Annotated in this window: 21 protein-coding genes and 2 other annotated features; of the genes, 17 read left to right on the top strand and 4 right to left on the bottom strand. The window is 32.2% G+C overall.

The features are described 5' to 3' along the window. The first annotated feature begins 76 nt into the window (after positions 1-76). The 8 genes from CLCOS_RS10020 to CLCOS_RS09990 all read left to right on the top strand — a co-directional run bounded on the left by CLCOS_RS10020 (position 77) and on the right by CLCOS_RS09990 (position 7,534). A complete protein-coding gene (locus tag CLCOS_RS10020; protein WP_343217897.1) occupies positions 77-2,107 on the top strand; it encodes an FAD-dependent oxidoreductase in 2,031 nt (676 codons plus the stop codon). A gap of 189 nt (positions 2,108-2,296) precedes the next feature. Beyond that, on the top strand, positions 2,297-2,710 hold the full coding sequence (locus tag CLCOS_RS10015) for a CGGC domain-containing protein (RefSeq protein ID WP_063599892.1): 414 nt from the start codon (positions 2,297-2,299) through the stop codon (positions 2,708-2,710). Positions 2,711-2,794: 84 nt separating this feature from the next. Continuing rightward, the gene (locus CLCOS_RS22400; RefSeq protein WP_156496353.1) at positions 2,795-2,956 is read left to right on the top strand and encodes a hypothetical protein; all 162 of its coding nucleotides are present in this window, start codon (positions 2,795-2,797) and stop codon (positions 2,954-2,956) included. A gap of 208 nt (positions 2,957-3,164) precedes the next feature. Then, positions 3,165-3,791 carry a cobalamin B12-binding domain-containing protein gene (locus CLCOS_RS10010; protein ID WP_063599893.1) on the top strand — a complete coding sequence of 209 codons (627 nt, stop codon included), beginning with the start codon at positions 3,165-3,167 and terminating at the stop codon, positions 3,789-3,791. A gap of 1 nt (position 3,792) precedes the next feature. Next, positions 3,793-4,902 (top strand): uroporphyrinogen decarboxylase family protein, encoded by a 1,110-nt coding sequence (locus CLCOS_RS10005; protein WP_063599894.1) that lies wholly within the window; start codon positions 3,793-3,795, stop codon positions 4,900-4,902. A 240-nt stretch (positions 4,903-5,142) separates the two neighbouring features. Beyond that, entirely contained in the window at positions 5,143-5,379 is a 237-nt protein-coding gene (locus tag CLCOS_RS10000; RefSeq protein ID WP_063599895.1) for a hypothetical protein, read from the top strand. 79 nt (positions 5,380-5,458) lie between these two features. Beyond that, positions 5,459-6,391: a DUF4830 domain-containing protein gene (locus CLCOS_RS09995; RefSeq protein WP_063599896.1), complete on the top strand. Its 933-nt coding sequence runs from the start codon at positions 5,459-5,461 to the stop codon at positions 6,389-6,391. A gap of 684 nt (positions 6,392-7,075) precedes the next feature. Continuing rightward, the gene (locus CLCOS_RS09990; protein WP_063599897.1) at positions 7,076-7,534 is read left to right on the top strand and encodes a YbaK/EbsC family protein; all 459 of its coding nucleotides are present in this window, start codon (positions 7,076-7,078) and stop codon (positions 7,532-7,534) included. A gap of 124 nt (positions 7,535-7,658) precedes the next feature. Here the strand turns inward: CLCOS_RS09990 and CLCOS_RS09985 are convergent, their stop codons facing one another. Continuing rightward, on the bottom strand, positions 7,659-8,999 hold the full coding sequence (locus CLCOS_RS09985; protein WP_063599898.1) for an MFS transporter: 1,341 nt from the start codon (positions 8,997-8,999) through the stop codon (positions 7,659-7,661). 789 nt (positions 9,000-9,788) lie between these two features. Then, complete coding sequence (locus tag CLCOS_RS09980) at positions 9,789-10,406, bottom strand: hypothetical protein (protein WP_063599899.1); 618 nt, start codon at positions 10,404-10,406, stop codon at positions 9,789-9,791. 206 nt (positions 10,407-10,612) lie between these two features. Beyond that, positions 10,613-10,809 (top strand) — a binding site (T-box leader). Positions 10,810-10,847: 38 nt separating this feature from the next. Continuing rightward, positions 10,848-11,045: a binding site (T-box leader), on the top strand. A gap of 104 nt (positions 11,046-11,149) precedes the next feature. On the opposite strand from CLCOS_RS09980, the gene CLCOS_RS09975 reads away from it, so the two are divergent. Continuing rightward, positions 11,150-12,487, top strand: a complete 1,338-nt coding sequence (locus CLCOS_RS09975; RefSeq protein WP_063599900.1) for an MFS transporter — start codon at positions 11,150-11,152, stop codon at positions 12,485-12,487. Positions 12,488-12,595: 108 nt separating this feature from the next. Here CLCOS_RS09975 and CLCOS_RS09970 read toward each other — a convergent pair whose 3' ends face one another. Together CLCOS_RS09970 and CLCOS_RS09965 are read right to left on the bottom strand one after the other, a co-directional pair. Beyond that, positions 12,596-13,663 (bottom strand): uroporphyrinogen decarboxylase family protein, encoded by a 1,068-nt coding sequence (locus tag CLCOS_RS09970; RefSeq protein WP_082853465.1) that lies wholly within the window; start codon positions 13,661-13,663, stop codon positions 12,596-12,598. A gap of 244 nt (positions 13,664-13,907) precedes the next feature. Continuing rightward, on the bottom strand, positions 13,908-15,056 hold the full coding sequence (locus CLCOS_RS09965) for a double-cubane-cluster-containing anaerobic reductase (RefSeq protein ID WP_063599901.1): 1,149 nt from the start codon (positions 15,054-15,056) through the stop codon (positions 13,908-13,910). Positions 15,057-15,284: 228 nt separating this feature from the next. Here CLCOS_RS09965 and CLCOS_RS22395 point away from each other — a divergent pair, with 228 nt between their 5' ends. The 8 genes from CLCOS_RS22395 to CLCOS_RS09930 all read left to right on the top strand — a co-directional run bounded on the left by CLCOS_RS22395 (position 15,285) and on the right by CLCOS_RS09930 (position 22,991). After that, a complete protein-coding gene (locus CLCOS_RS22395; protein WP_156496354.1) occupies positions 15,285-15,437 on the top strand; it encodes a hypothetical protein in 153 nt (50 codons plus the stop codon). Between the two features lie 7 nt (positions 15,438-15,444). Further along, the gene (locus tag CLCOS_RS09960) at positions 15,445-15,942 is read left to right on the top strand and encodes an ASKHA domain-containing protein (RefSeq protein ID WP_063599902.1); all 498 of its coding nucleotides are present in this window, start codon (positions 15,445-15,447) and stop codon (positions 15,940-15,942) included. A gap of 41 nt (positions 15,943-15,983) precedes the next feature. Further along, positions 15,984-16,643: a corrinoid protein gene (locus CLCOS_RS09955; protein WP_013238758.1), complete on the top strand. Its 660-nt coding sequence runs from the start codon at positions 15,984-15,986 to the stop codon at positions 16,641-16,643. A 15-nt stretch (positions 16,644-16,658) separates the two neighbouring features. Next, positions 16,659-17,735: a uroporphyrinogen decarboxylase family protein gene (locus CLCOS_RS09950; protein WP_013238757.1), complete on the top strand. Its 1,077-nt coding sequence runs from the start codon at positions 16,659-16,661 to the stop codon at positions 17,733-17,735. A 30-nt stretch (positions 17,736-17,765) separates the two neighbouring features. Continuing rightward, on the top strand, positions 17,766-18,779 hold the full coding sequence (locus CLCOS_RS09945; protein ID WP_063599903.1) for a methylcobamide:CoM methyltransferase MtbA: 1,014 nt from the start codon (positions 17,766-17,768) through the stop codon (positions 18,777-18,779). 183 nt (positions 18,780-18,962) lie between these two features. Continuing rightward, on the top strand, positions 18,963-19,415 hold the full coding sequence (locus tag CLCOS_RS09940; protein WP_063599904.1) for an Lrp/AsnC family transcriptional regulator: 453 nt from the start codon (positions 18,963-18,965) through the stop codon (positions 19,413-19,415). A gap of 243 nt (positions 19,416-19,658) precedes the next feature. Further along, positions 19,659-20,336, top strand: coding sequence for a GntR family transcriptional regulator (locus CLCOS_RS09935; RefSeq protein WP_063599905.1), 678 nt, complete (start codon positions 19,659-19,661; stop codon positions 20,334-20,336). Positions 20,337-20,879: 543 nt separating this feature from the next. Continuing rightward, complete coding sequence (locus tag CLCOS_RS09930) at positions 20,880-22,991, top strand: AAA family ATPase (protein ID WP_063599906.1); 2,112 nt, start codon at positions 20,880-20,882, stop codon at positions 22,989-22,991. Positions 22,992-23,012: the final 21 nt, after the last annotated feature.

Raw genomic sequence — 23,012 nt, 5'->3', positions numbered from 1 at the left:
CTTATTATTAAAATATAGTTGGTTAAATATTGATACCATATAAAAACATGAAATACCAAAATTTAAAACAGAAAGGATGAATGAAATGAGATCAAAATTTGAACATGTATTCTCACCTATTAAAATAAGAGGAATAGATTTTAAAAACCGTATTGTTCTTGCACCACCATCTCCTAATCTTGCCAGCACTGATGGCCTAGTTACACCGGAATTTGTAGACTGGTTCCGTATGTTTGCACGTGGTGGGGTATGCACATTGTATGTCGGCAACTGCTCTATTGATATTACAGAATCTAAAGATGAGGCTTTTCAACTTGATCTTAAGGATGATAGATGCATTTTTCCGTTAACTTTATATGCTGATATGGGCAAACAATATGGTTGCCATGCTTCTTTGGAGATTAATCACAATGGTGAAAATACGGCTTTTGAAACTGTAGGCCACGCTCCTTACAGTTCATCATCGAATATTTCTTCAAGTGAAGCTACACGTTCTGCAGCACTTGGAAGAGATCCTATCCCTGCAATTGAAATGACACATGAAAAAATTGTACAAACTGTTGAAAAATACGCCAATGCTGCTGCGCGTATGAAAAGAGCAGGAATGGATATCTGTCTTGTCCATGGTGGACATGGTAACCTTATTTCACAGTTTACTAGCCCGCTTTATAATCATAGAACAGATGAATATGGCGGTTCAATTGAGAACAGGGCACGTTTTGCTATTGAAGTATGTGATGCTATCCGCAGAAAAGTCGGTGAGGACTTCGTAATCGAATTTCGTATTTCTGCTGATGAAATTGCAGAAGAAGGTATGCATTTTAAAGAAACACTTGAACTTATCGGATTATTAAAAGATCATATTGATATTCTTCACGTTTCTGCTGGACTTCACAGTGACTTCAATATGAAATATTACCGTAACTGGTGCCAAAACTATATGATGGATCGCTGCTTTAATGTTCATTTTGCACGGGATGTAAAGAAGGCTTATCCTGATCTTCTTGTAACTACAGTAGGCTCTATTACAAGTATTGAAGATGCTGAAAAAATCATTTCTAATGGATGGGCTGATTTCGTTGCTATGTGTCGTCCACTTATGGCAGATCCTGATATGCCTAGAAAGTATGCTGAAAACCGCCCTGAAGACAGGCGTCCATGTTTACGCTGTGATACTTGTACAAAACATCTTTTTATTCCCAAACCAATATATTGCGCTGTTAACCCTATTTCAGGAATGACAAGTGAACTTAGAGATGGTGTTGTTCCGAAGGCGCCTATTAAGAAGAAAGTTGCTGTAATAGGAGGAGGCCCTGGTGGAATCCAGACAATGCAGACATTACTTGACCGTGGACACAATGTAACTCTTTATGAAAAATCAGGTTCACTTGGTGGTAATGTACAAGGAGCTGCACTTCCTCCGTTTAAAGTTGATTGTCAGGATTATTTAAAATGGCTTAAGCACACAGCTGCACAGTGCCAAGCTACAGGTGCAAAAATTTTATTTAATACAGATGCAACACAGGATATGCTTGATGCCCAAAATTATGATGCAATTATAATTGCAGTTGGTTCGGATCCTATCATTCCTTTGAGTATTCCCGGAATTAATAAAAAGCATGTACACTGGGCCATCGATGCTGAATCTGACAAAAGTCTTGTTGGAGACAAAATTGTTATTGTAGGTGCCGGTGCTGTTGGTATTGAAGCTGCAATTGAATTTCATGATGAAGGGAAAGATGTAATCGTTATCGAAATGGAAGATCAAAAAAAGAGCTTTTCCAAGCTGATAAAAAGTTCAGGCACAAGTGCTAAGGAATTTCAGACTATACTTAAAGACAAAGGTATTCCTGTAAAATACTTGAATCGCCTTAAAGAAATTTGTGATACTGAGGTTATCTGTGATAATATTGAAACTGGAAAAACTGCTATGTATGAAGCAGATACGGTACTGCTTGCTATGGGAATGCGTTCGAGAACAGATACTGTAGAAAAACTTCGCCACTGTGCTCCTGAAACCAATGTTTATATAGTTGGTGACTGTCAGGAAGTTGGTACAATCGGCACAGCTGTTAACCAGGCGTTCCAGGCTGCTCTTCATATCTAATGCTTATTCTTATCTCCAGGTAAGAATGTTAAAAAGCACTGAATCTTATTTCATTAGGACCTTTTTAATGAGGAATAATATTCAGTGCCTTTTTATGCCCTCCAATAACTGATACCATAAAATATGTTAAAACTGATACTTTTTTATTATAGCAGGTTAGAATTATAATTAAAAAAAGGGGGAATAAGTATGAATACTAAATATGTTGTTATCATTCAATGTGATATTGCACAAAGAAGGTGCAGTGGATTTGCATGTACAAATGCTTTTTATAATAAGGATGGAGTTTTTAAAGATTATGATGATGCCACAAGATATATTTCTTTTACTTGTGGTGGATGCAGTGGAAAAGGAGTTGCAGCTAAATTAGAGCAATTCTCTAAGAAATTAAATAAAAAAACTGATATTAGCAAAAATGAAGTTGTAGTTCATTTAGCATCTTGTATGGTACATGATAGTCATCATTCTGATAGATGTCCACATGTAGACTATATTAAGAGTATAGTTATAAAGAAGGGTTATAAAAATGTAGTAGAGGGATCTTATATAAGTAATAATGCAAGAAGGAAAAGAGAAGAAGGTATATATAACTGTTATGATTAGAATCTTTATTCTAAATGAACTCATTGTTATGATAAAAAATTTAGCTCAATTAATCAACCAATCATCAGAAAAAGTTTCAAATCTTTGTCAGAGACAAATAAATATATTAGAAATATTTTTAACGTAATAAGTGAAGCACAATCCATTTCTGAAGGACAAGCTGCCTCTACTCAAGAGATGAATGCCACATTAGAAGAGATTACAGCAAGTGCTCAAACATTAACAGAAACTTCAAAAACTAAATAGGTTTAAATGTAATTGCAATTTACACAGTAAAGTGTGAATTGCATATTTTTTTGACTAAAATAATGTGTAATAAAAGTATTCACAGTGTATAAATAAATGTATCAAATTCAGTCATTATGTGTGCTGAATTTCCACAATATATATGATATTCTAACATTAGTACAAATTAACACAAATTCTTATTTTGTATTAAAGGGAGGATATGAAAATGAGTAAAAAATTAATTGATGCAATGGCGGACTTAGATGAAGACGTTGTTTTAGCAGAAGTAAAGGCACAAAAAGAAAGTGGAACACCAGTATTAGAAATTATAGCAGATTTGCAAGAGGGAATGGGAATTGTAGGAAACAGATTTGAAAAAAAGGAATATTTTTTATCCGAACTCATTATGTCAGCTGAAGTGTTTAATGAAGCTTCTGAAATTATTGGAGGATTGGGAGAAGCTTCAGGACCAAATAACGGCATATTTGTAATGGGAACTATTTATGATGATATACACGATATAGGAAAAAATATAGTAACTACTGTAATGAAGAGTAACGGCTTTGATGTAAAGGATTTAGGTGTTGATGTACCTACAGCAAAATATATTGAAGCTATAAAACAATATAAGCCTAAGGTAATAGGAATTTCATGTCTTTTGACTACTTGCTTTGATAATGTAAAACAATGTATAAAAGAAATAGAAGATGCAGGACTTAGAAAAGATTTAAAGATTCTAGTTGGAGGTGGTCCTGTAGATGAAAATGCAGGGAAATATATGGGTGCAGATTTAGTTTGTAAAGATGCACAGCAGACAGTAGATTTTTGTAAAAAAGCTATGGGGGTAAAATAATATGAAAACTACAGAAGAATTATATAATGAACATTTAAACAGAGTTAAAAAAGCAATTAAGTTGGAGAAGACTGATAGGACACCTGTTGTTCCATTTGGAATTTGTATTTTTCCAAAGTTAACTGGTATAAAAATGTCTGATTTTGTAGCAGATTTAGACTTGTCAAATAGGGTTATATTAAAAGGAATGAAAATGTTTGGAGATGTTGATGCAGCACCAGCTTCATTTTGTTTCGCATCAACTATGGGAACTACATCTTTTTCAAATATGAAGCTTCCTGGACGTGAACTCCCAGATAATATGCTCTGGCAGGTTGATGAGCGCCAATTGATGACCACAGATGATTATGATACTATAATAAATAAAGGATTTGAAGCTTTTAGAGATGATTATTTTGCTTCAAAGATAAACTTAGATTTAGATGTATTAAATGAAGTAATAACTAAATGTCCACAGTATATGAAAAATATAAATGATGAAGGATATCCTCTTTATGGTGCAGTTCAAATAGTACATCCTATTGATTACTTAAGTGTAGGCCGTACACTATCAAAATTTATGATGGATATAAGAAAGATGCCTGAAAAGGTAGAAGAGGTAATGGACATAATTACTGATGCAAACATTAAAGCAATGAAACAAGCTATTAAAAATGCTGTTGACCCTTTAGGCGTATTCATAGCTATGGGGCGAGGATGTCCTGATTTCTATAATCCTAAACTTTGGGAAAGATTTGTATGGAAAAATCTTAAAAAGATAACTGACGCTATAATAGAGACAGGAGCAGCTGCAAGTTTTCATGCTGATTCCAATTGGGAACGTGGACTTGACTATTTTAAAGAGTTTCCAAAAGGTACTTGTGTATTTGAAACAGATGGTACTACAGATATTTACAAAATTAAAGAAAAACTAGGAGATCGTATGTGTATTAAAGGAGATGTTCAGGCTTCAAAATTTGTTCTTGGAACTCCTGATGAGGTATATGATTACAGCTCTCGCCTAATAAAAGATATGGGTCCAGGATTTATTCTATCATCTGGTTGTGATATACCTGCAAATGCAAAGATAGAAAATGTGAAAGCAATGATTTCCGCTGCTGCTGGCAAATAAAATATATTAAAATTTAACACTATTGACTGAAGCAAAAAAATCTCACTTTGATAAAGTAAGTTTTTATCATTTAAATGTAAACAGAGTTCTAAGCATTAGATGGAGTTTTGGCTCCACCTGATGCTTAGAACTCGTTATCCTATGACTACCTAATATAATTGATGAATACATATAAGTTATATATAATAAACATATAGATGATATAATAAACTTCAGGTAATAGCAGAGGAAGTGATATTTTTGTTAAAAAAGCTTTTTCAATATTTTAAGAGGAATAGTTGGGAAATGGTCTTTTTCGCTACAACAGTAGAAAAATATTGTATGATAAAATATAAGCTTATTAGCAATGGTATTAAAGTAAAGACTAAAATAATAAGACATAATGGAAGAAAAAGTGGACATGAACACTATGAAATATATATCGAATCCAAAGAAATAGAAAAAGCTAATGAAATTATTCATAATGTTGGATGTTGATTACAGTATGCAGCTTATTTTAAAATGTATGTCCGCTGATTTAATTGCAACTAAATATTAAATAATAGAGAGGTTGTTTATGAAAAAAATTTTTTTATTCATAATAATTTTTATGATGCTGCTATCTGGATGTGGTAAATCCGATAAAAGTACAAATGCTGTTAAGTCAGATCTTACTCCACAAGCATTCTTAAAATTTTATGATTTAAAAGTTCAAAAAAATCCACATAAATTTAAAGTTGATGTTCCTAAAACATGGAATGTGGGTCCAGGTCAATATCCCATAGGACTATTTTGGCAGCTAGCAAATGAGTTTTCAAAAGATGTAGGCCTCGACTTGACACCGTTAAAAGGAACAACTGTTGATGTATGGAGATATTCTTTGGTTGATGAACTTCCGGATGCTTCAGATCTCAGTAAATATAAGAAATATCCTTCTAATCTAGTATTATTGGTTAATAATCAAAAGGTAGTTGGTGCTTGGTTAGCTTTTAATCAATTTGAAATTGGTCCTTCAGTGAAGAAACATTATTTAAAGGATATTACAGGATTAGATTTTGAAGATTGGGTTCAGAAAAAGAGTTTGTTTACTGAACTTGGGAAAAATAAAGACATTGTTTCACTTGATCCAGTGGATGTAGTAAAAACGTATTTTAAAGCTATTAATGATGGTGATAAGACAAGAGCTTATGAATGTTTAGCCCCAACTGTAATGCTTGATTCTCTTACAGATAATCTTGGAATAGATCAAGGAAAGGCTCGGGAAGATCTTCTTTATAATCTAAAATTCGTTAAAATGAACTCTATGGTTGAAGGTATGGCAAACATTAAGCCAATATCCTTTATTCTTAAAGACTCTGAAAATCACTTAGCCATAAAAAATGTTGGTAATAGAACAGAAGTGGAAGTTGATACTGCTTGGCTTAATAGTGATAATAGTAAAGATGGTACGTTTGTCACGTTGAAAAAATATGCAAATGGATGGAAAATTAAAGGCATGGGTAACCCCTAGGTGATAAAATGATTGTCTTGAAAGAAATTGGAGATTATATTTTCATACAATATTTACCTTGTAAAAGAGTAGGTATTTATTTATACTTAATTTTAATAATTATTTCATCAATAAATAAATCTTACTTAGTGGGAAAAGCAGATATTCCAAATCTCTGATTTGGTATAGTCGCTTTCGCTGTGTGCAAGCAGATATCCTAAATCTTTGATTTGGTGATAATCGCTTTCTCTTTAGAGTTTTGTTTCTCTCACTAAGTCTAGATGAATTATCTAAGGGCATAGCTACTATTATGCACAGCATAAGAACTCTAAATCGCTAAATCTCAAGAGTTCTAGTATCTCCCACTTTGATAGAAGCTATACATTGCACATAACTTTGGAATTTAATTGGTAAGCTGTTCAAGCCCTTATGGAATACGGGTTTTTGAGTATCCGCCAAGAAATTAATACCAATTAATGGCACATTAATTATAAAGTTTTGAGATGTAAAAAGAGCTTTAAAGCATCAATTTACACCAGTATGTTCCAATTAAGCTATATAAAATGCTCAATTTATCTATGAGTTTATTTTTTAAACATTAATGGTAATTAATTACCATTAATATGTGCAATGCATAGCTTTGATAGAAGTGGGAGATAACAGTAGGTAGCCATCAGATAAATATACATAATTGGGAGTGATTTGATGAGTTTAGAAAGTGTAAAACAGTATTTCAAAGATAACAATTTATCTCTTGAAATAATCGAAATGGGTCAAAGTACTGCTACCGTTGAATTAGCAGCTAACGCTCTTGGAGTTGAGCCTGCTTTAATAGCTAAAACTATGGCCTTTAAATTAAAAGATAGAAATATACTTATATTATCAGAAGGCGATGCAAAAATTGACAATAGAAAATTTAAAGATTATTTTCACACAAAAGCCAAGATGCTAAGTGCTGATGAAGTACTTGAATTTACCGGGCATCCAGTAGGAGGAGTTTGTCCATTTGGATTAAAAACTCAAATGGACACTTATCTTGATGAATCACTTAAAAAATTCGAATATGTATATCCTGCTGCTGGCTCACGTAACTCTGCTGTAAAAATTACTCCAGAAGAACTATCAAACGTAACTTCTGGAACATGGGTTGATGTATGTAAATAATAACTTTCAACATATGGAAACATATTTAAATGTATCCCTATCCACCAGTTAAGCAGAGAAGCCCAAATCATAGATTTGGGCTTCTCTAATAGTAGGAAAAGAGATTTCATAATAAAAGATAGAGTTAAGACACATTTATTTCATCAAGGGCTCGACCTTTAGTTTCAATACCAACTAGAGCAACTACTAATGCAACTACTGCGAACACTATAGTTAGCATAAGAAATACATAAGTGAAGCCAGCTTGTTTACCTTTAGTTTCATACACCAATCCAACGATGTAAGGAGCAGCGATGGCACCAATACGGCCAATTGCAGCTGCCCAACCGGCTCCACTGCCTCTAACACGTGTAGGATAAACTTCCGGTGTATAAGCGTACACTGCACCCCAAGCTCCTAGACTGAAGAAGTAAAGTAGGCATCCGAAAACAAGCACAGTAACTGCAGATGTTGCTTGACCAAATAAATATGCTGATAAGGAGGTACCTATTAAGTAGACTACTAGAACTACTTTACGACCAATCTTTTCTATTAGATAGGCTGCACTGTAATATCCGGGCAGTTGGGCAATGCTCATAATTAATGTAAATTGGAATCCCTTTACTAAGCTGAACCCTTTGCCAACAAGCAGAGTCGGAGTCCATAAAACAAACCCATAATATCCAAAATTAATACCTAACCATAGAACCCACAGCACAATGGTGCGCCTAAAATAAGCTTTGGACCATAAATCAGCAAGAGTGATACTACTCATTTTTTTATTTTTGGACAAATCGGTTACAGCTATTTCATTATTAATTATTCCAGCCTGTTGTTCCATTTTACGTACAATTCCATCTGCTTCTTTCAGACGTCCTTTTTGTTCCAAGTATCGAGGAGATTCTGGAACATTTCTTCTCAGATAGGCTGCATACAGTGCTGGTATTCCTCCTAAGAAAAATCCAATACGCCATCCATATACTGGTATCAAAAGGTAAGCAATTAAAGCTGCAGCAATCCATCCCCAAGCCCAGAAACTTTCTAACAAAACAACCATCCGCCCCCGGGATTTAGCAGGTGAAAATTCACTAACCAAAGTAGATGCTGCAGGCAGCTCTCCACCTAGCCCTAATCCAGTTAAAAATCGCAGCAACAATAATATACTAAAGTTAGGAGAAATACCGGATACGGCACTGGCTAATCCATATAGAACAAGAGTAAATGTAACGACTGTTCTTCTACCATATTTGTCAGCGACCATACCAGCTACAGCGGCACCAATAGCCATTCCCACTGCTGAAGCACTTCCGAGTAAACCTAAATCGGCAGGAGTAAGCTTCCATGACTTTCCAATTGAGGCCATTACACCAGCCATCATGCCTTGATCCATGGCATCAAACAGCCATCCAATACCTGACAAAAACAGCACTGTCCAAAGCATGGGCGTAACTGGCAATTTTTCAATCCTTCGCGAAATACTACTCATTTAATTCACATCACTTTCTTAAAGAGCTATTTATTTTTTAATCTTTTTAAATAACTAACCTCTTATCTGATGGTTACCTACTGTAACACTTCCACTTCTATCAAAGTGGGAGATAACAGTAGGTACGACCCTAGATAATTCATCTAAACTTAGTGGGAGGAACAAAAACTCCCGCTAAGTAAGATTCATTGATATTTTTTGTATAATACTGCAGAATATTTACGTCAATAATGACTTCCTACATAAATACTCACCTCTAATAATATAAATTTTATAACTTCAACATTTATATTATAATGTATATACATGTGTAAATTCAATACTTTTCCACATTTTAGTTTATTAAATATTTCTTACCTTTATGTATATAAGTTATTGCAATAATAAAATAGCTACAAAAATTATTAAAGGAAGGGAAACCATTAAATTGGAAACTAAAGAAGTTTGAAGAATTAGAAGCTGAAGAAATATATAAAATTTTAAAAATAAGAAATGAAGTATTTATTATAGAACAGAAATGCCCTTACCAAGGTTGTGACGATAAAATCTAGAAGATAGTATTCCACATATAGATATATTAGCTAATATTACATAAAGATACGTGTAAAAATAAGACCGCATATTGTATAGGAATTCAAATATGTAGCTTGTTCTTACACGTATATATAGGTATACAGAAATTTGATATGTCAGACAATTTTTCCTTATACTGTACAAACCAATAATATATTACAATTTAAGCATTCTTTTCACTTTGCTCAAGATTAACAAAGTTTTATATATAGATATTTATTTAATTTGTTTAAATCCTCCTATGCTAGAATCGTATTGAATAGTAGCTTCAGTAGTATCTCCACCAAATGTTACATCTAAGGAATTGCTAATAACATTTGTAACAACAGTACCATTAGTAATATCTGCTTCAAGGTAAACTGTTACAATTTCATATGGAGTGAATTTTGCAGATTGATTCAATGGTACTATAGAAGCATTAATTGGGCTTCCAGAAACTAAAACCCCATTACATTTTGCTTCTTGGGTTAGACCAAAAATTAATGTATCATATCCAGCCATCTTATGCTCAATAGCATATTGTCCTTCTTGTATATCTGAATTTGATTCAGGAGGATCAAATGTTCCCTTATTAAACGTATATAATTGTTTTGAAACTGCACTAACTTCAGATAACTTGTCAATCGTAGCTCCCGATTTTAACTCTGAGTTTGAAGCATAAATTGCATAGTTATCATTCCAGCTTACATAATTACTTTCAAATGGTTGAAATGTTACCCATGCAACAGAATTTCCAGTTGAAGTTTTCTTTAATAATACTACATTTTGACCTGCATCAAAAACAGTTGCAACATCCTTTGAATTAAAGAGAATGTTTAATTTGTAATTTGGCATAAGTTAATACCCCCGTTTTTACACATTTTATAACATGTAAAGTAAAATTTGCATTCACATGCTACATTGATATATATTAAAAATTTGTTTTGAATAGAACTTCTTATATATAATTTTTTAAAATAGGTTAATAAACATGATAAAGGAAGATTAAAAAATTTATTTGACAATAGCTTAAATTAGTACTACAATTAAGAAAATCAAATTAAAAAACTATGACAGGAATCAAGTAGATATATAATATTCAAAGAGAGTGATGTTTGCTGTAAATTCACAATACTTATATATTGAAAACTCATCCTCGAGTTATTGGCTGAAATATCAGTAGGCTGTATCGGTTGAATCCGTTATTTTATAAAGAAAAAATTTGGATGGTACCGCGGTATTGTTTCTCGCTCCAAGAGAAACAATACCGCTTTTTTATTTTAACAACTTAATATTATAAAAATAATGATAGGGACAAGTAGATATAATTATACTTTAAAGAGAGTGCGCATGGTGAAAAAACACATTTATATTATATTGAAACTCACCCTTAAATTGCAATCTGAAATCAGTAGGACTTGTGCCGGCATGAAGCCGTTAAACTATTTAAGTGATAAATTTGGGTGGTACCGCGATAGACCTTTCGCCCCATGGGAAGGTCTATTTTTTATACTCAATTTTAGAAAATAATTTTTACTGGCCAGTGAAATTATATATAAAAAAAATTAATTTTGCACTTATTGGATGGAGGTATTTTAATGGAATCAGTTAGTTACATTTCTGAAAAGATGGATTATGTTCCAGTATCTAAATTGCATTACAAGATATTATGGCTTATAGGCCTTGGAATATTTTTAGATGGTTTTGATGTATATCTGGCAGGCGGAGTTTTAGGAGTATTATTAAAAAGTGGATGGTCAAATATTGGCTTAAATGCTACCTTTATCTCTGTAACTTTTTTAGGACTTTTAATAGGTTCACTTCTTACTGGATTTTTAGGGGATAGTTTCGGACGTAAATTTTCCTATCAGTTGAATCTTTTAATATTTGGAGGAGCCTCTCTTGTGGCTGCATTTTCTCCTAATATGATTTTTTTAATAGCCTGTAGAGGAATAATGGGGATTGGTCTTGGTGCTGAAATTGTTACAGGATATGCATTGCTTGGAGAATTTGTACCATCAAAGACGAGAGGAAAGTGGGTATCCATGCTTTCTCTTATAACAAACTGTTCTACTCCAGCAGCTGCATTTTTAGGGTATATCATAATACCTAGATTTGGATGGAGATGGATGTTTGTATTTGTAGGAGTATTTTCCATAATTGTATGGTATCTTAGAAAAAGTATGCCTGAATCTCCAAGATGGTATGAATCAAAGGGAATGGAAAAAGATGCACAGGATGTAGTAGACATATTCTACAGTGCAGCAGAAGAGGAATCAAGAAATTCCATATCTCAGCCCAGCGTAATAAAAAAAGAGAAACATAAGGATGAAGGAAAATTTACTGATTTATTTAGTAAAAATATGATCTCGAGAACTATTGTAGGCTGTGTAGTACTAATTGCAATAAACACCTTGATATACACCTTTGTAAGTTGGGCACCTACGTTTTTCTTGAGAAAGGGAATAAATATTTCCAAATCCCTAGGATATACAACTATAATGATGATAGGCGCACCACTTGGAGCTTTAATTGGCAGCTTTATTGTAGATAAATTTGGGCGTAAATGGTGTCTTACTGTATTTATGCTTGCAGCTGGTGCACTTGGATATGCCTACGCTTCACAAAATGCTATGGGAATAATATTAACAATGGGATTTTTCTTAACTGTAATAATATATATTTTACTTACACTTGGACTTGCTATCTACGTTCCGGAATTATTTCCTACAAATATAAGAATGAGAGGCTCTGGATTTTGTAATGCTATTGGAAGACTGGCAACCATATTCAGTCCCTATGGAGTAGCATGGATACTTAAAAATTATGATACCAAAGTTGTGTTTATAACACTTGGATTTATACTTATAATAGTAGCATTTATTATTGCCACTTTAGGAGTTGAAACAAAACAGAAGTCCTTAGATGAAATATAGTGATTATAATATAAGTATAAAGTTAAGCTAGTTGTTTCCCATATAAAAACTCCACCTATGAAACTTTTCATTATTTTAAATGGTGGAGTTTTTTATATACAAGATAGGCTACAGCAAATCTGGTTTTATAGGATAAGAACCAAAACTTCTTGCAGTATCCATAAGTGCCTGTATATTTTCAATTGGAGAATTTATAGGAATTTGACATCCAGTACTAAGTACAAATCCCTTTGGATTGTTATAAGCTTTCTTTATACAAAGTTTGCTTTCACGTACAACATCATCATAAGTTCCATACCGTACAGCATCTACTGGTGATACATTGCCAACCAAACAAACCTTATCTCCAACAGCCTTTTTAGCCTTTTCTAGATTCTCAGTATTATCAATACTCAATGTGGTTATTCCTGTTTGTATTAAACTATTCCATATTTCTTTACTTTTACCACACACATGCATGGAGGTTCCCATACCACTTTTTTCTCTCATCCTATCTACACATTTTTTTACATAGGGCATAGAAAACTTCTCATATAACCTTTTGCTTATTATACTTGAAGAAGAAACAGGGTCACACATACCAAAACCAATTCCCATATTTGCTATAATATCTATAATTTTAAAATTAGATTCTGTTACTATGTCTAAAAGTTCATGAACCTTTTTAGGATATTTAAGCACCGCCTTTAAAAAATTTTCAGTTCCTAATAAATCTGAAGCTGTTGTAAAAGGAGCAGGAATCGAAAAACTGACATTTACTTCTTTACCTAAAGCATCATTTACCATTTTTACTGCTTTAAGTCTTACTGGAAGTTTTCCATCCTTATAGGGATCGGCAGGGGAAAGCTTGGATACATCATTTATATCCTTTATAGCAGGTTTGTCTACATATGAAATAGAATTTTCAGGATATATAATTTTCGTTCCCATAGCTTCTGCAATTTCTCTAAGAGAAACACCTACACCAACACTATCATGTCTAAATTTTTTAAAAAGAGCTATTTCAAGTTCAGCAGTTACATCTGCATTATGATAGTATTCATAAGTAGTTTTTCCAATAAAAGAAGCTAAAGTAACGCCCATCATAGGAGTACATGGTATCCTATCAACAGGTTCGCCTTTTGATAGAGTTTTCATTCTTTCTTTTGGGGTCATTGAATCCTTTTTAATTTCCATATATAATTAAACACCTTCTTAAATTTATATTAAAATAGTTATATGTTTATCCGATCGCTACCATTGCTAACACCCCCATCTTCTATCAAAGTGGGGGATAAGCACTGCTACGCGCCTGGATAATGATTTTCCCTAAAGGATAACGCCTTCTAAGTGCTGAAGCACTAAGAAGCCTGTTAATAAGCATCAGGTGGAGTCAAAACTCAACCTGATGCCAAGAACTCTGTTTATGGTGATGAATAAATTATAGCATTTCTACAAAAGCAGCAACTCTTGTCTTAATCTGACCTACATCTGTTTTTGAATAATCTGTTTCGATAGCCATATATGGTATTTTTTTCTCTTCATTTACAAATTTCTTTATTCCGTAAGACTCTACGCTGTATGGATGACAGGACTGGAGTATTACATCTACTACTCCATCTATTTTATAGTCATCTATAAGCTCTGAAATTAAATTTGTTCTATTGTTGTTTGGAGTCATACAAGCACAGCCTATTTTTAAATATTTTTCAGCGATTGCATCTATAGGATCTTTAGTTTCATCTACAAGTTTAGAGATTTCCTTAACGCCTGTACAATCTTCATAGCATACTACTACTCCACCATTATCTTCTATAGCATGTACAACTTTCTCTGTAGCCTCACCCATTGGACAGCCTGTAATCAATATTCTCTTTGCATTTTGTGATACTTTACTTTCTCCCTTATCATAAGCATCTTTAATTTTTGCTGTTGTATTATGTAAGTCATTGATTAAAGCTTCCTTGTCCCATTTAAAAGAGGACCCATTTAAAATTTTAAGTAACTCTATGCCTGTTATTGGAGGAGGGCACATTTTTCCTAATTCATAAAATTCCTTTAAAGCTTTTCTCTCTCTATTACGAAGTTTTATAGAATTTTTTAACTTTTCATCAGTTATAGTTGTATTGAATTCTTTTTCAAGCTTTTCCTTTAATTTTATCAATTCATCTTTCCATAATTTATAGCTGTCAACATCATCAGGCATCTGCGGCAGGTGCATTACATGTACATTCTTAAATTCACCTAAGTATTCATACATCTTTTTCTTTCCATCACAAGTAGTTTCTCCCACAATTAAATCTGAGAAATAAAAATAAGGACATTTGTCCGTTATAGCAAAACCGTAACTTGATTTAATAAGCGGGCATAGATTTCTAGGTAAATGCTTTTCCGCATCTTCTATGGTTTCATCACTTTTTGAACACAGTGAAACAGCCAAAGCTCCTGAAGCATTTATAATTTCCCATGGAGTAAAAGTACAAAAAGTTCCTACAACCTTTTTACCCTCATCCTTTAGATTTTTTATAGTTATAAATCCTTGTTTTCTAGAATCACTAAAATCATTAAATATTTGGGGTAAATCATTCATTTATCAATACCTTCTTTACTTTTTATTTTTAATAAATTGCATATTTTAATATTATCATAGATTGTATTGGTAATTTTATCTATAAAAAAATCTTATATCATTCAAGTTGATTATTTGTTTTACATATAATTATTGTTAAATTTTCACATATAGGAATATAATTAAACTAGTATTATACGGTTATGCAATGTTACATATCATTTAGTTAGCTAGAGGAGAAAAGTTAAAATGTGCTTAGTAAAATTTATAAATAGAGATGTAGAAATTAAAGTGAAAAGAAAAACTACTTTAATGGAATGTATTAGAACGGCTGGATTTAAAATGGAGACCCCCCGTAATTATAGACATAGGAACCAATGGAGAAATAGCAGCTATATCTAATGGAAAAATGGCAGCTTCTTCTACGGCTGCAGGCCCTGCTCTAGAAGGAATGAACATTTCCTGTGGAATGAGAGCAGAAGAAGGAGCTATCGAAAGTTTTGATATAGACAATAACCTTAATTTAACTTATTCAACTATAAATAATAAAAGCGCTAAGGGAATATGCGGAAGTGGACTTATAGATATAGCAGCTTCTTTAGTAAAGAGAAAGGTAATATTAAGTACCGGAAGATTTAATAAGGAATTTATAGAAGAAATAGTGATTGCAGGTGCTTTTGGCTATCATATAAATCCTGAAAGTATAAAAAAAATAGGCCTTATACCTAAAGGGTTTAATAATAAAATAACTTTTGTAGGTAATTCAGCTATAGAAGGAGCGAAGACAGCCCTTATAAATGAGGACAAGCTGAATGAGATGAGCACTATTAGAAATAATATAAAAATAGTAGAGTTATCAACAAGAGACGATTTTCAAGATCACTTTGTAAAAGCTTTGAATTTTTAATTGTATATACAAATATAAATTTAAGAAAGGATGATTTTATTATGAAGGATGATTTATTAAAAGAACTATCTGATTCTGTAGTAAACATGCAAGAGGAGGAAACTATAGAAATATCAAAAAAGTGTGTAGAAAATAATATCAATGCTTATGAAGCTATAGATAAAGGATTAGCTGACGGCATGAATAGAGCTGGAAAGCTCTATGAAGAAGAAGAATATTATATACCTGAACTACTTTTGTGCTCTGATGCTATGTATTCTGGTTTAGATATATTAAAGCCGCATTTGGAAAAAGAAGAAACTGAAAATAAAGCTAAAGTAGTAATTGGTGTAGTAGAAGGAGACACTCACGATATAGGTAAAAACTTAGTTAAAATAATGATGGAAACAGAAGGATTTGAAGTTATAGACTTAGGAAGAGATATACCCCCTATAGATTTTGTAAATAAAGCCAAAGAAGTAGGAGCCTCAATTATTGCACTTTCAACTCTTATGACTACCACTATGGATGGCATGGCTGAGGTAATAAACCTTTTGAAAAAGGAGGGCATAAGAGACAAAATATCAGTCATGGTGGGCGGAGGCCCTATATCTCAAAACTTTGCAGATAAAATAGGGGCAGATGCTTATACCTTAGATGCTTCAAAAGCCGCTAAACGAGCTAAAGCTTTAATTAAAAAACAAACATCAGAAACTATATAAGGGGAGATCAAAATTATGGAAGATCAAATGACACCTATAGAAAGATCTATAGCATTAAATAAAAAGCAAGAAGCAGATAGGTTACCCTGCAATCCTAATATAGCTAACGGCGTAGCAAGAATTTATGGCTGCAAGATTTCAGATTTTAATACTAGCGGACAAGCTATAGCTGAGGCACAAATAGCAGCGTATAAAAAATTTCATATGGATGGATTAAGAGTATTCACAGATTTATATGCTTGGGCAGAAGCTATGGGATGTGAGCTTACATTTCCAGAAGATAATACTGCTGATCTCTTAAAACCGGCCATAAAAAATATTGATGATATAGATAAAATAAAAATAGCAAATCCTTATAAAGATGGCAGGTTGCCCGTATATATTGAGGCGATGAAGTATTTAGTTGATAAAGTTGGGAAAGAAGTTGCTTGTTCTGGAGGTATAGTAGGACCATTTTCAAATGCCTTTTTCCTTGTAGGAATAGAAAACATGACAAGACTATTTTTTAAAAATCCAGAGGCCGTACATAAGCTTTGTGAACTTTCCTTACAGACATGTATAGAATACGCAAAAGTTGTAATGAGTTTAGGACTTTCTATTACTATTTCAGAACCTTTATCCTCTTGCACTGTAGTTAGCCCAAAACATTTTGAAAAATTCTGCATGCCTTATTTAGAAAAGCTTGTACGATTCATACAATCTCAAGGGAAAACATGTGTACTTCATGTATGTGGTAAAACTAAAAAAATATGGCCCTACGTTGGAAAACTTTCTAAAATAGGTGTCAGTGGTTTTAGTATGGACAATGTAGAAAGTTTAAAAGAATGTAAAGAAGAACTAGGCGATAAAGTAAAAATAATGGGTAATGTAGATCCTTCAAATATAATGTATGGAGGCACAAAAAAAGAAATTGTAAATACAGTTGCCAAATGTGTATTAGATGGATACGATAGTTTAAAAGGTTATGTGGTAATGTCCGGGTGTAGTTTACCTGTAGAAACCCCTTCAGAAAATATACAATTAATGATGGATACTGTTAGAAAAATTGGATACCCAATAGATGTTGAAAAGGTAAAATCATTTATTGTATAACACAAATTCAAAATAAAGGTTGGTGGTTTTTTGTTATCTGAAAAAGAGAGGCTTGGATTATCTCTTAAGAGAAAAAAAGTTGATAGACCTCCTTGTATATGTCCTGGAGGAATGATGAATATGATAGTGGAAGAAGTAATGGACTTAACCCATTGTGAATGGCCAGAAGCTCATACAAATCCAAAAATAATGGCAGATTTGGCTGCAGGTATGTATGAAAATGGAGGCTTTGAAAATTTTGGAGTGCCTTTTTGTATGACTATAGAAGCTGAAAGTATGGGATCAAAAGTATTTTTAGGAACAAAAATAAGCGAACCCAGAATTTCTTCTTATGCTATTAATTCAGTAACTGAATGGAGAAAATTAAAAAAATTAGAGGTCAATAGTGGTAGAGCTCAAGTAGTATTAGATGCAATTAAACTTTTAAAAGACAAGAATACAGATGTGCCTATTATAGCTAATTTAACAGGTCCTATTAGTACCGCATCATCACTTATGGAACCTGTTAAATATTATAAGGAACTTATAGTAAAACCAAAAGAATCCCATGAAATGATGGATTTTGTAACTGATAATCTTATAAACTTTGGAAAGGCACAGTTAAATGCAGGAGCTGATTTAATTACTATTTCAGATCCAAGCGGAACAGGTGAAATATTAGGTCCTAGCACTTTTAGAAAATATGGACTCTTTTATATAAATAAAATAATTGATGGATTAAATAAATATTCAAAATACGGTATTATAGTTCATATATGTGGAAGATTAAAAAGTATTTACAAGGAATTAAATGAACTTCATAGTGATGCTATAAGTTTTGATGCTGTAACTAGCATAAAGCAAATGTGTGAAAATGTAACAAATAAAGCCATAATGGGAAATGTAAGCACTTTTTCTCTTCAAAATAGTTCTTTAGAAGAAGTAACTAGCTTGTCAAAAAATTGTTTAAAAAGCGGTGTCCATATATTGTCTCCAGCTTGTGGTTTGGGAACTATAACTCCACTGAAAAATATACAAGCTATGGTACAGGCAGCTAAGAATTAAAAAAAAGAATAGTATAAATTAAAACTTTTAAGAAATCCAATGAATTTAATACAAAAACTTTTAAAAAATAAGGTTAAATGATATTTTAACCTTATTTTTTATGTTATTATCTAAAATATATTTAATAATTTTAACTATATACTATAATATATTTAATAAATTAAAAAAGAGGTTTTGCTTAATATGGATGCTATAGATGTTAATATATTAAAATTACTAAAGGAAAATTCCAGAATTTCAGCTTCAGAGATAAGTAGTAAAATCAAATTATCAATACCTGCCGTAAGTGATAGATTGAAAAAACTTGATGCATCAGGAGTAATAGAAAAATACACTATAATTATTAGTAATAAGAAAATGAATAAAAATATCATAGTAATAATGTTTGTAAGTCTTAAAAATCCAAATTTTACAGAAAAATTTGTAGAATTTATTCAAAATGAAAATGAAATAATTGAATGTCACTATTTAACTGGTGACTTCGATTATGCATTAAAAATTGTTACTGAAGACACAGAAACTCTTGAAAAGATTTTAAATGAAATAAAACTAATTAAGGGAGTGTTAAGAACTAAAACCATAGTTACACTTTCTACTATTAAGAATAATTATTCAATACTACCTGATGAAATCTAAAAATAGTTCAATACATAAATGCTATTAACTAAAAAACTAGCTTTACTCTTGACACTTTTGAGAGTAAAGCTAGCTTTTTAGTTTATCATAATTGTAAATTTCATAGTTATACAGTTATAGATATTTTTAATATAATTGCTATAAATTGACATATTAAAGCTGTTGATGATATACTTTTCTTAATGTAGTAAAAGTATATCATCAATTTTCATGTCAGGTAATTTTTAAAGGAGGTAGAATAAATTGACTTATGAATTTTCACCTATAAAATTTGATAATATGGGTTATATTAGGGATTCGGTATTTTCTATTTTACGTAATGCTATTCTTGATGGAAAATTAGAACCAGGTCAGCGTCTTATAGAACGTAATATTGCAGAGCAATTAAAAATAAGTAGGACCCCAGTAAGAGAAGCTATTAGAAAACTTGAATTCGAGAAATTGGTTACTCATATTCCTCGTAAAGGGGTGGTTGTTTCTGGATTTACTAAAGAAGATATAGAAGAAATTCAGATAATTAGAATATCACTTGAAGCTCTTAGCTGTAGTATTGCAGCTTCAAAAATAAAAGAATGTGACCTAGATCGTTTAGATTCTATTAACAATAAAATGTTAGAAGAGTACCAAAAAGGAAACGTTGCCAAATCAACTTTATTAAATAGAAATTTTCATGAAGCTATTTATAAAGCTGCAGAAAGTCCGCATTTATATTATTTTGTTAGTACACTTCGTGAATATATCAGTAAATTTACAAAACTAACCTACACCAAACCTGGTCGACTTCAGGAAGCTTTTACTGAACATAATGAAATTATCAAAAATTTGCGCCAGCACAATAGTGCTGAATCATATAACTCAGCTAAGAGACACGTTGAAAAATCCAGTGAATTATTTTTGAAAATGGCATATTTAAAAAAATAATAGTAACATTTTTAATACTTTATGAATATTATAAATAGAGTAAATAGTGAGGACTACAAAAGTACTCACTTTTAGTATTATTTATGGCATTATACAAATAATATATTTTTAGGTAAAATATTGAAATAGTTAAATATCTATGATATTATATAAGCATAGAAATAAATTCAAAACATTTTATAATTACTTGAAGCCTTAAAAATATATAATACAGCATAATTTATCAACAAATGGTATACCGAATACCATACACCACTTTTCATAGTAACAAATATTATAGTTATATTTTTTAAATTAATATTTATTCAATAACTATCTGTTCCAATATTCTCATCTCACATTGCAAACTTGTAATAATTTTAAATCTTAAACAATATATATAATATATCATTAAAATTTTTTTACTCAAAGTTGGTATACCGTATACCAATGTTAAGAACATAAAAACACTAAAATTTAACTTTATTTAATTGAATTTATCAAATGACTGCTACTTTAATCTTCCTAACTTTATTAAAAGTAAAAAAAGAGGTGCATGCCAAAATGGTACAACTTAATAGTATTAAATTGAAAGTCAAAGAAGGTTTAGTAGAAGATTCTCGCAAGGGCATAGTTCGTATAAATAGAGAAGATATGGAATTACTCGGATTAGATACAGGAGATGTTATTAATATCAAAGGCAAAAGAAATACTGTAGCCAAAGTTTATCCATCATTTAATGATATTTATGGAATACCTCTTATCCAAATGGATGGAATTATTCGAAGAAATGCAGTAGTAGGACTTGATGACATTGTAACAGTTACTAAAACTGAATTGGCCATAGCACGTAAGGTACTGCTATCTCCAATAGACACATTTTTTAAATGTAAGGAAGATGACGAAAGAGAGATCAAAACCATACTTAAAGGTATTCCAATGGTTTCCGAAGATGAGTTATCCTTAATGCTTTTTGGGCATACTGAACTTGCCTTTCATGTAAGTGGGACAGCGCCCTCTGGTCCGGTAAAAATAAATGAACAAACTGATCTTGTTTTTGTAGAATGTGAACTTGGAGATTCAAAGTCAAGGGTTACCTATGAAGACATAGGCGGTTTGAATAAACAGGTTAAAAAGATAAGAGAAATAGTGGAATTGCCTTTTAAATATCCAGATATATTTAAAAAATTAGGCTTCGAGGCACCAAAAGGTATTTTGCTCTATGGTCCTCCTGGCACTGGGAAAACGTTAATTGCTAGAGCGATTGCATCTGAGACAAAGGCTTATTTTGTTCATGTAAATGGACCAGAAATAATGAACAAATTTTATGGAGAAAGTGAATCTAAACTGCGAGGAATCTTCAAAGAAGCTAGGAGTAGGGCACCAAGTATAATTTTTCTTGATGAACTTGATTCAATTGCACCAAAGCGAGAATATGTACACGGCGAAGTTGAAAAGAGAGTTGTAGCACAACTTCTAGCACTTATGGATGGTTTAGAGAACCGAGGACAAGTTATTGTAATTGGTGCCACCAATATGCCTGATTCACTGGATCCAGCCCTAAGACGTGCAGGGAGATTTGATAAAGAAATTGCCATAATGCCTCCAAATAAAGAGGGGAGACTTAAAATATTACAAATCCATACAAAAGGTATGCCTCTTGATGATGACGTAAAATTAGAAAATATAGCTGACGTTACTTATGGATTTGTTGGATCAGATCTTTCAGCTTTGTGCAAAGAAGCTGGCATGATAGCTTTACGTAATATTTTATCTAAAGTTGGCTTAGATGGAAGGTTTCCATCATTTAAAGTTTCCATGGACAATTTTACCTGTGCCTTACGAGAAATTGAACCATCATCTACTCGTGAGTATTTTACAGAAGTTTCTAATATAAAGTGGTCAGATATTGGAGGATTAGAGGAAATTAAAGATACTTTAAAAACTTTACTAGATGTTCCTCTTCGCAATTTTAAATTGTGTAAAGAATATAATTTTACTCCTCCAAAGGGCATTTTGTTAACAGGACCATCAGGCACCGGAAAGACCTTACTTGCAAAAGCTGTTGGTAGTTCTACTAAGGCAAATTTTATTACCATAAATGGTCTTACTTTAGCATCTCACTGGGTAATAGACGCTGAAAAGGTTTTACATGATATATTTGTTAAAGCAAAGCAAAGTGCCCCCTGTATTTTGTTTTTCGATGAAATCGATGCCATATGTCATTCCAGGTCTAACACAGCAAATAATTTAACTGATAGGCTCATAAGTCAGCTGATATCAGAATTTGATAATCTAGAAAATTCTACTGGAGTGACAGTACTGGCAGCTACTAATAGAATACACTTAATAGATTCAGTTTTACTAAGAGAAGGGCGTTTTGAATATATACTAGAAATTCACTTACCTAATACTTGTGAGAGGGAAAACATATTAAAAATTCATTCTCGTAATCTACCTATATTAGAAGATGTTGATTTTAGGCAATTAGCTGAAAATACTGAAGGAATGACTGGTGCAGAATTAGCTAGTTTATGCCATAAGTCTTCATTCATAGCACTTAAAAAATCCCTTAAAACAGGATTAAAGACCAAAATAAATCAAGAGATCTTTAATCAGTCCATTGCTGAAGTAAATCATAAAAAGAAATCTGAGGAGGTGATTGCCCCTAAATAGCAGCTTTATAGCTGTGTATAT

Source organism: Clostridium coskatii, assembly GCF_001675205.1.
GTDB lineage: Bacteria > Bacillota > Clostridia > Clostridiales > Clostridiaceae > Clostridium_B > Clostridium_B ljungdahlii.
Note: the sequence above shows the minus strand (reverse complement) of the source record. Positions and strands in the feature narration are given on the sequence as shown.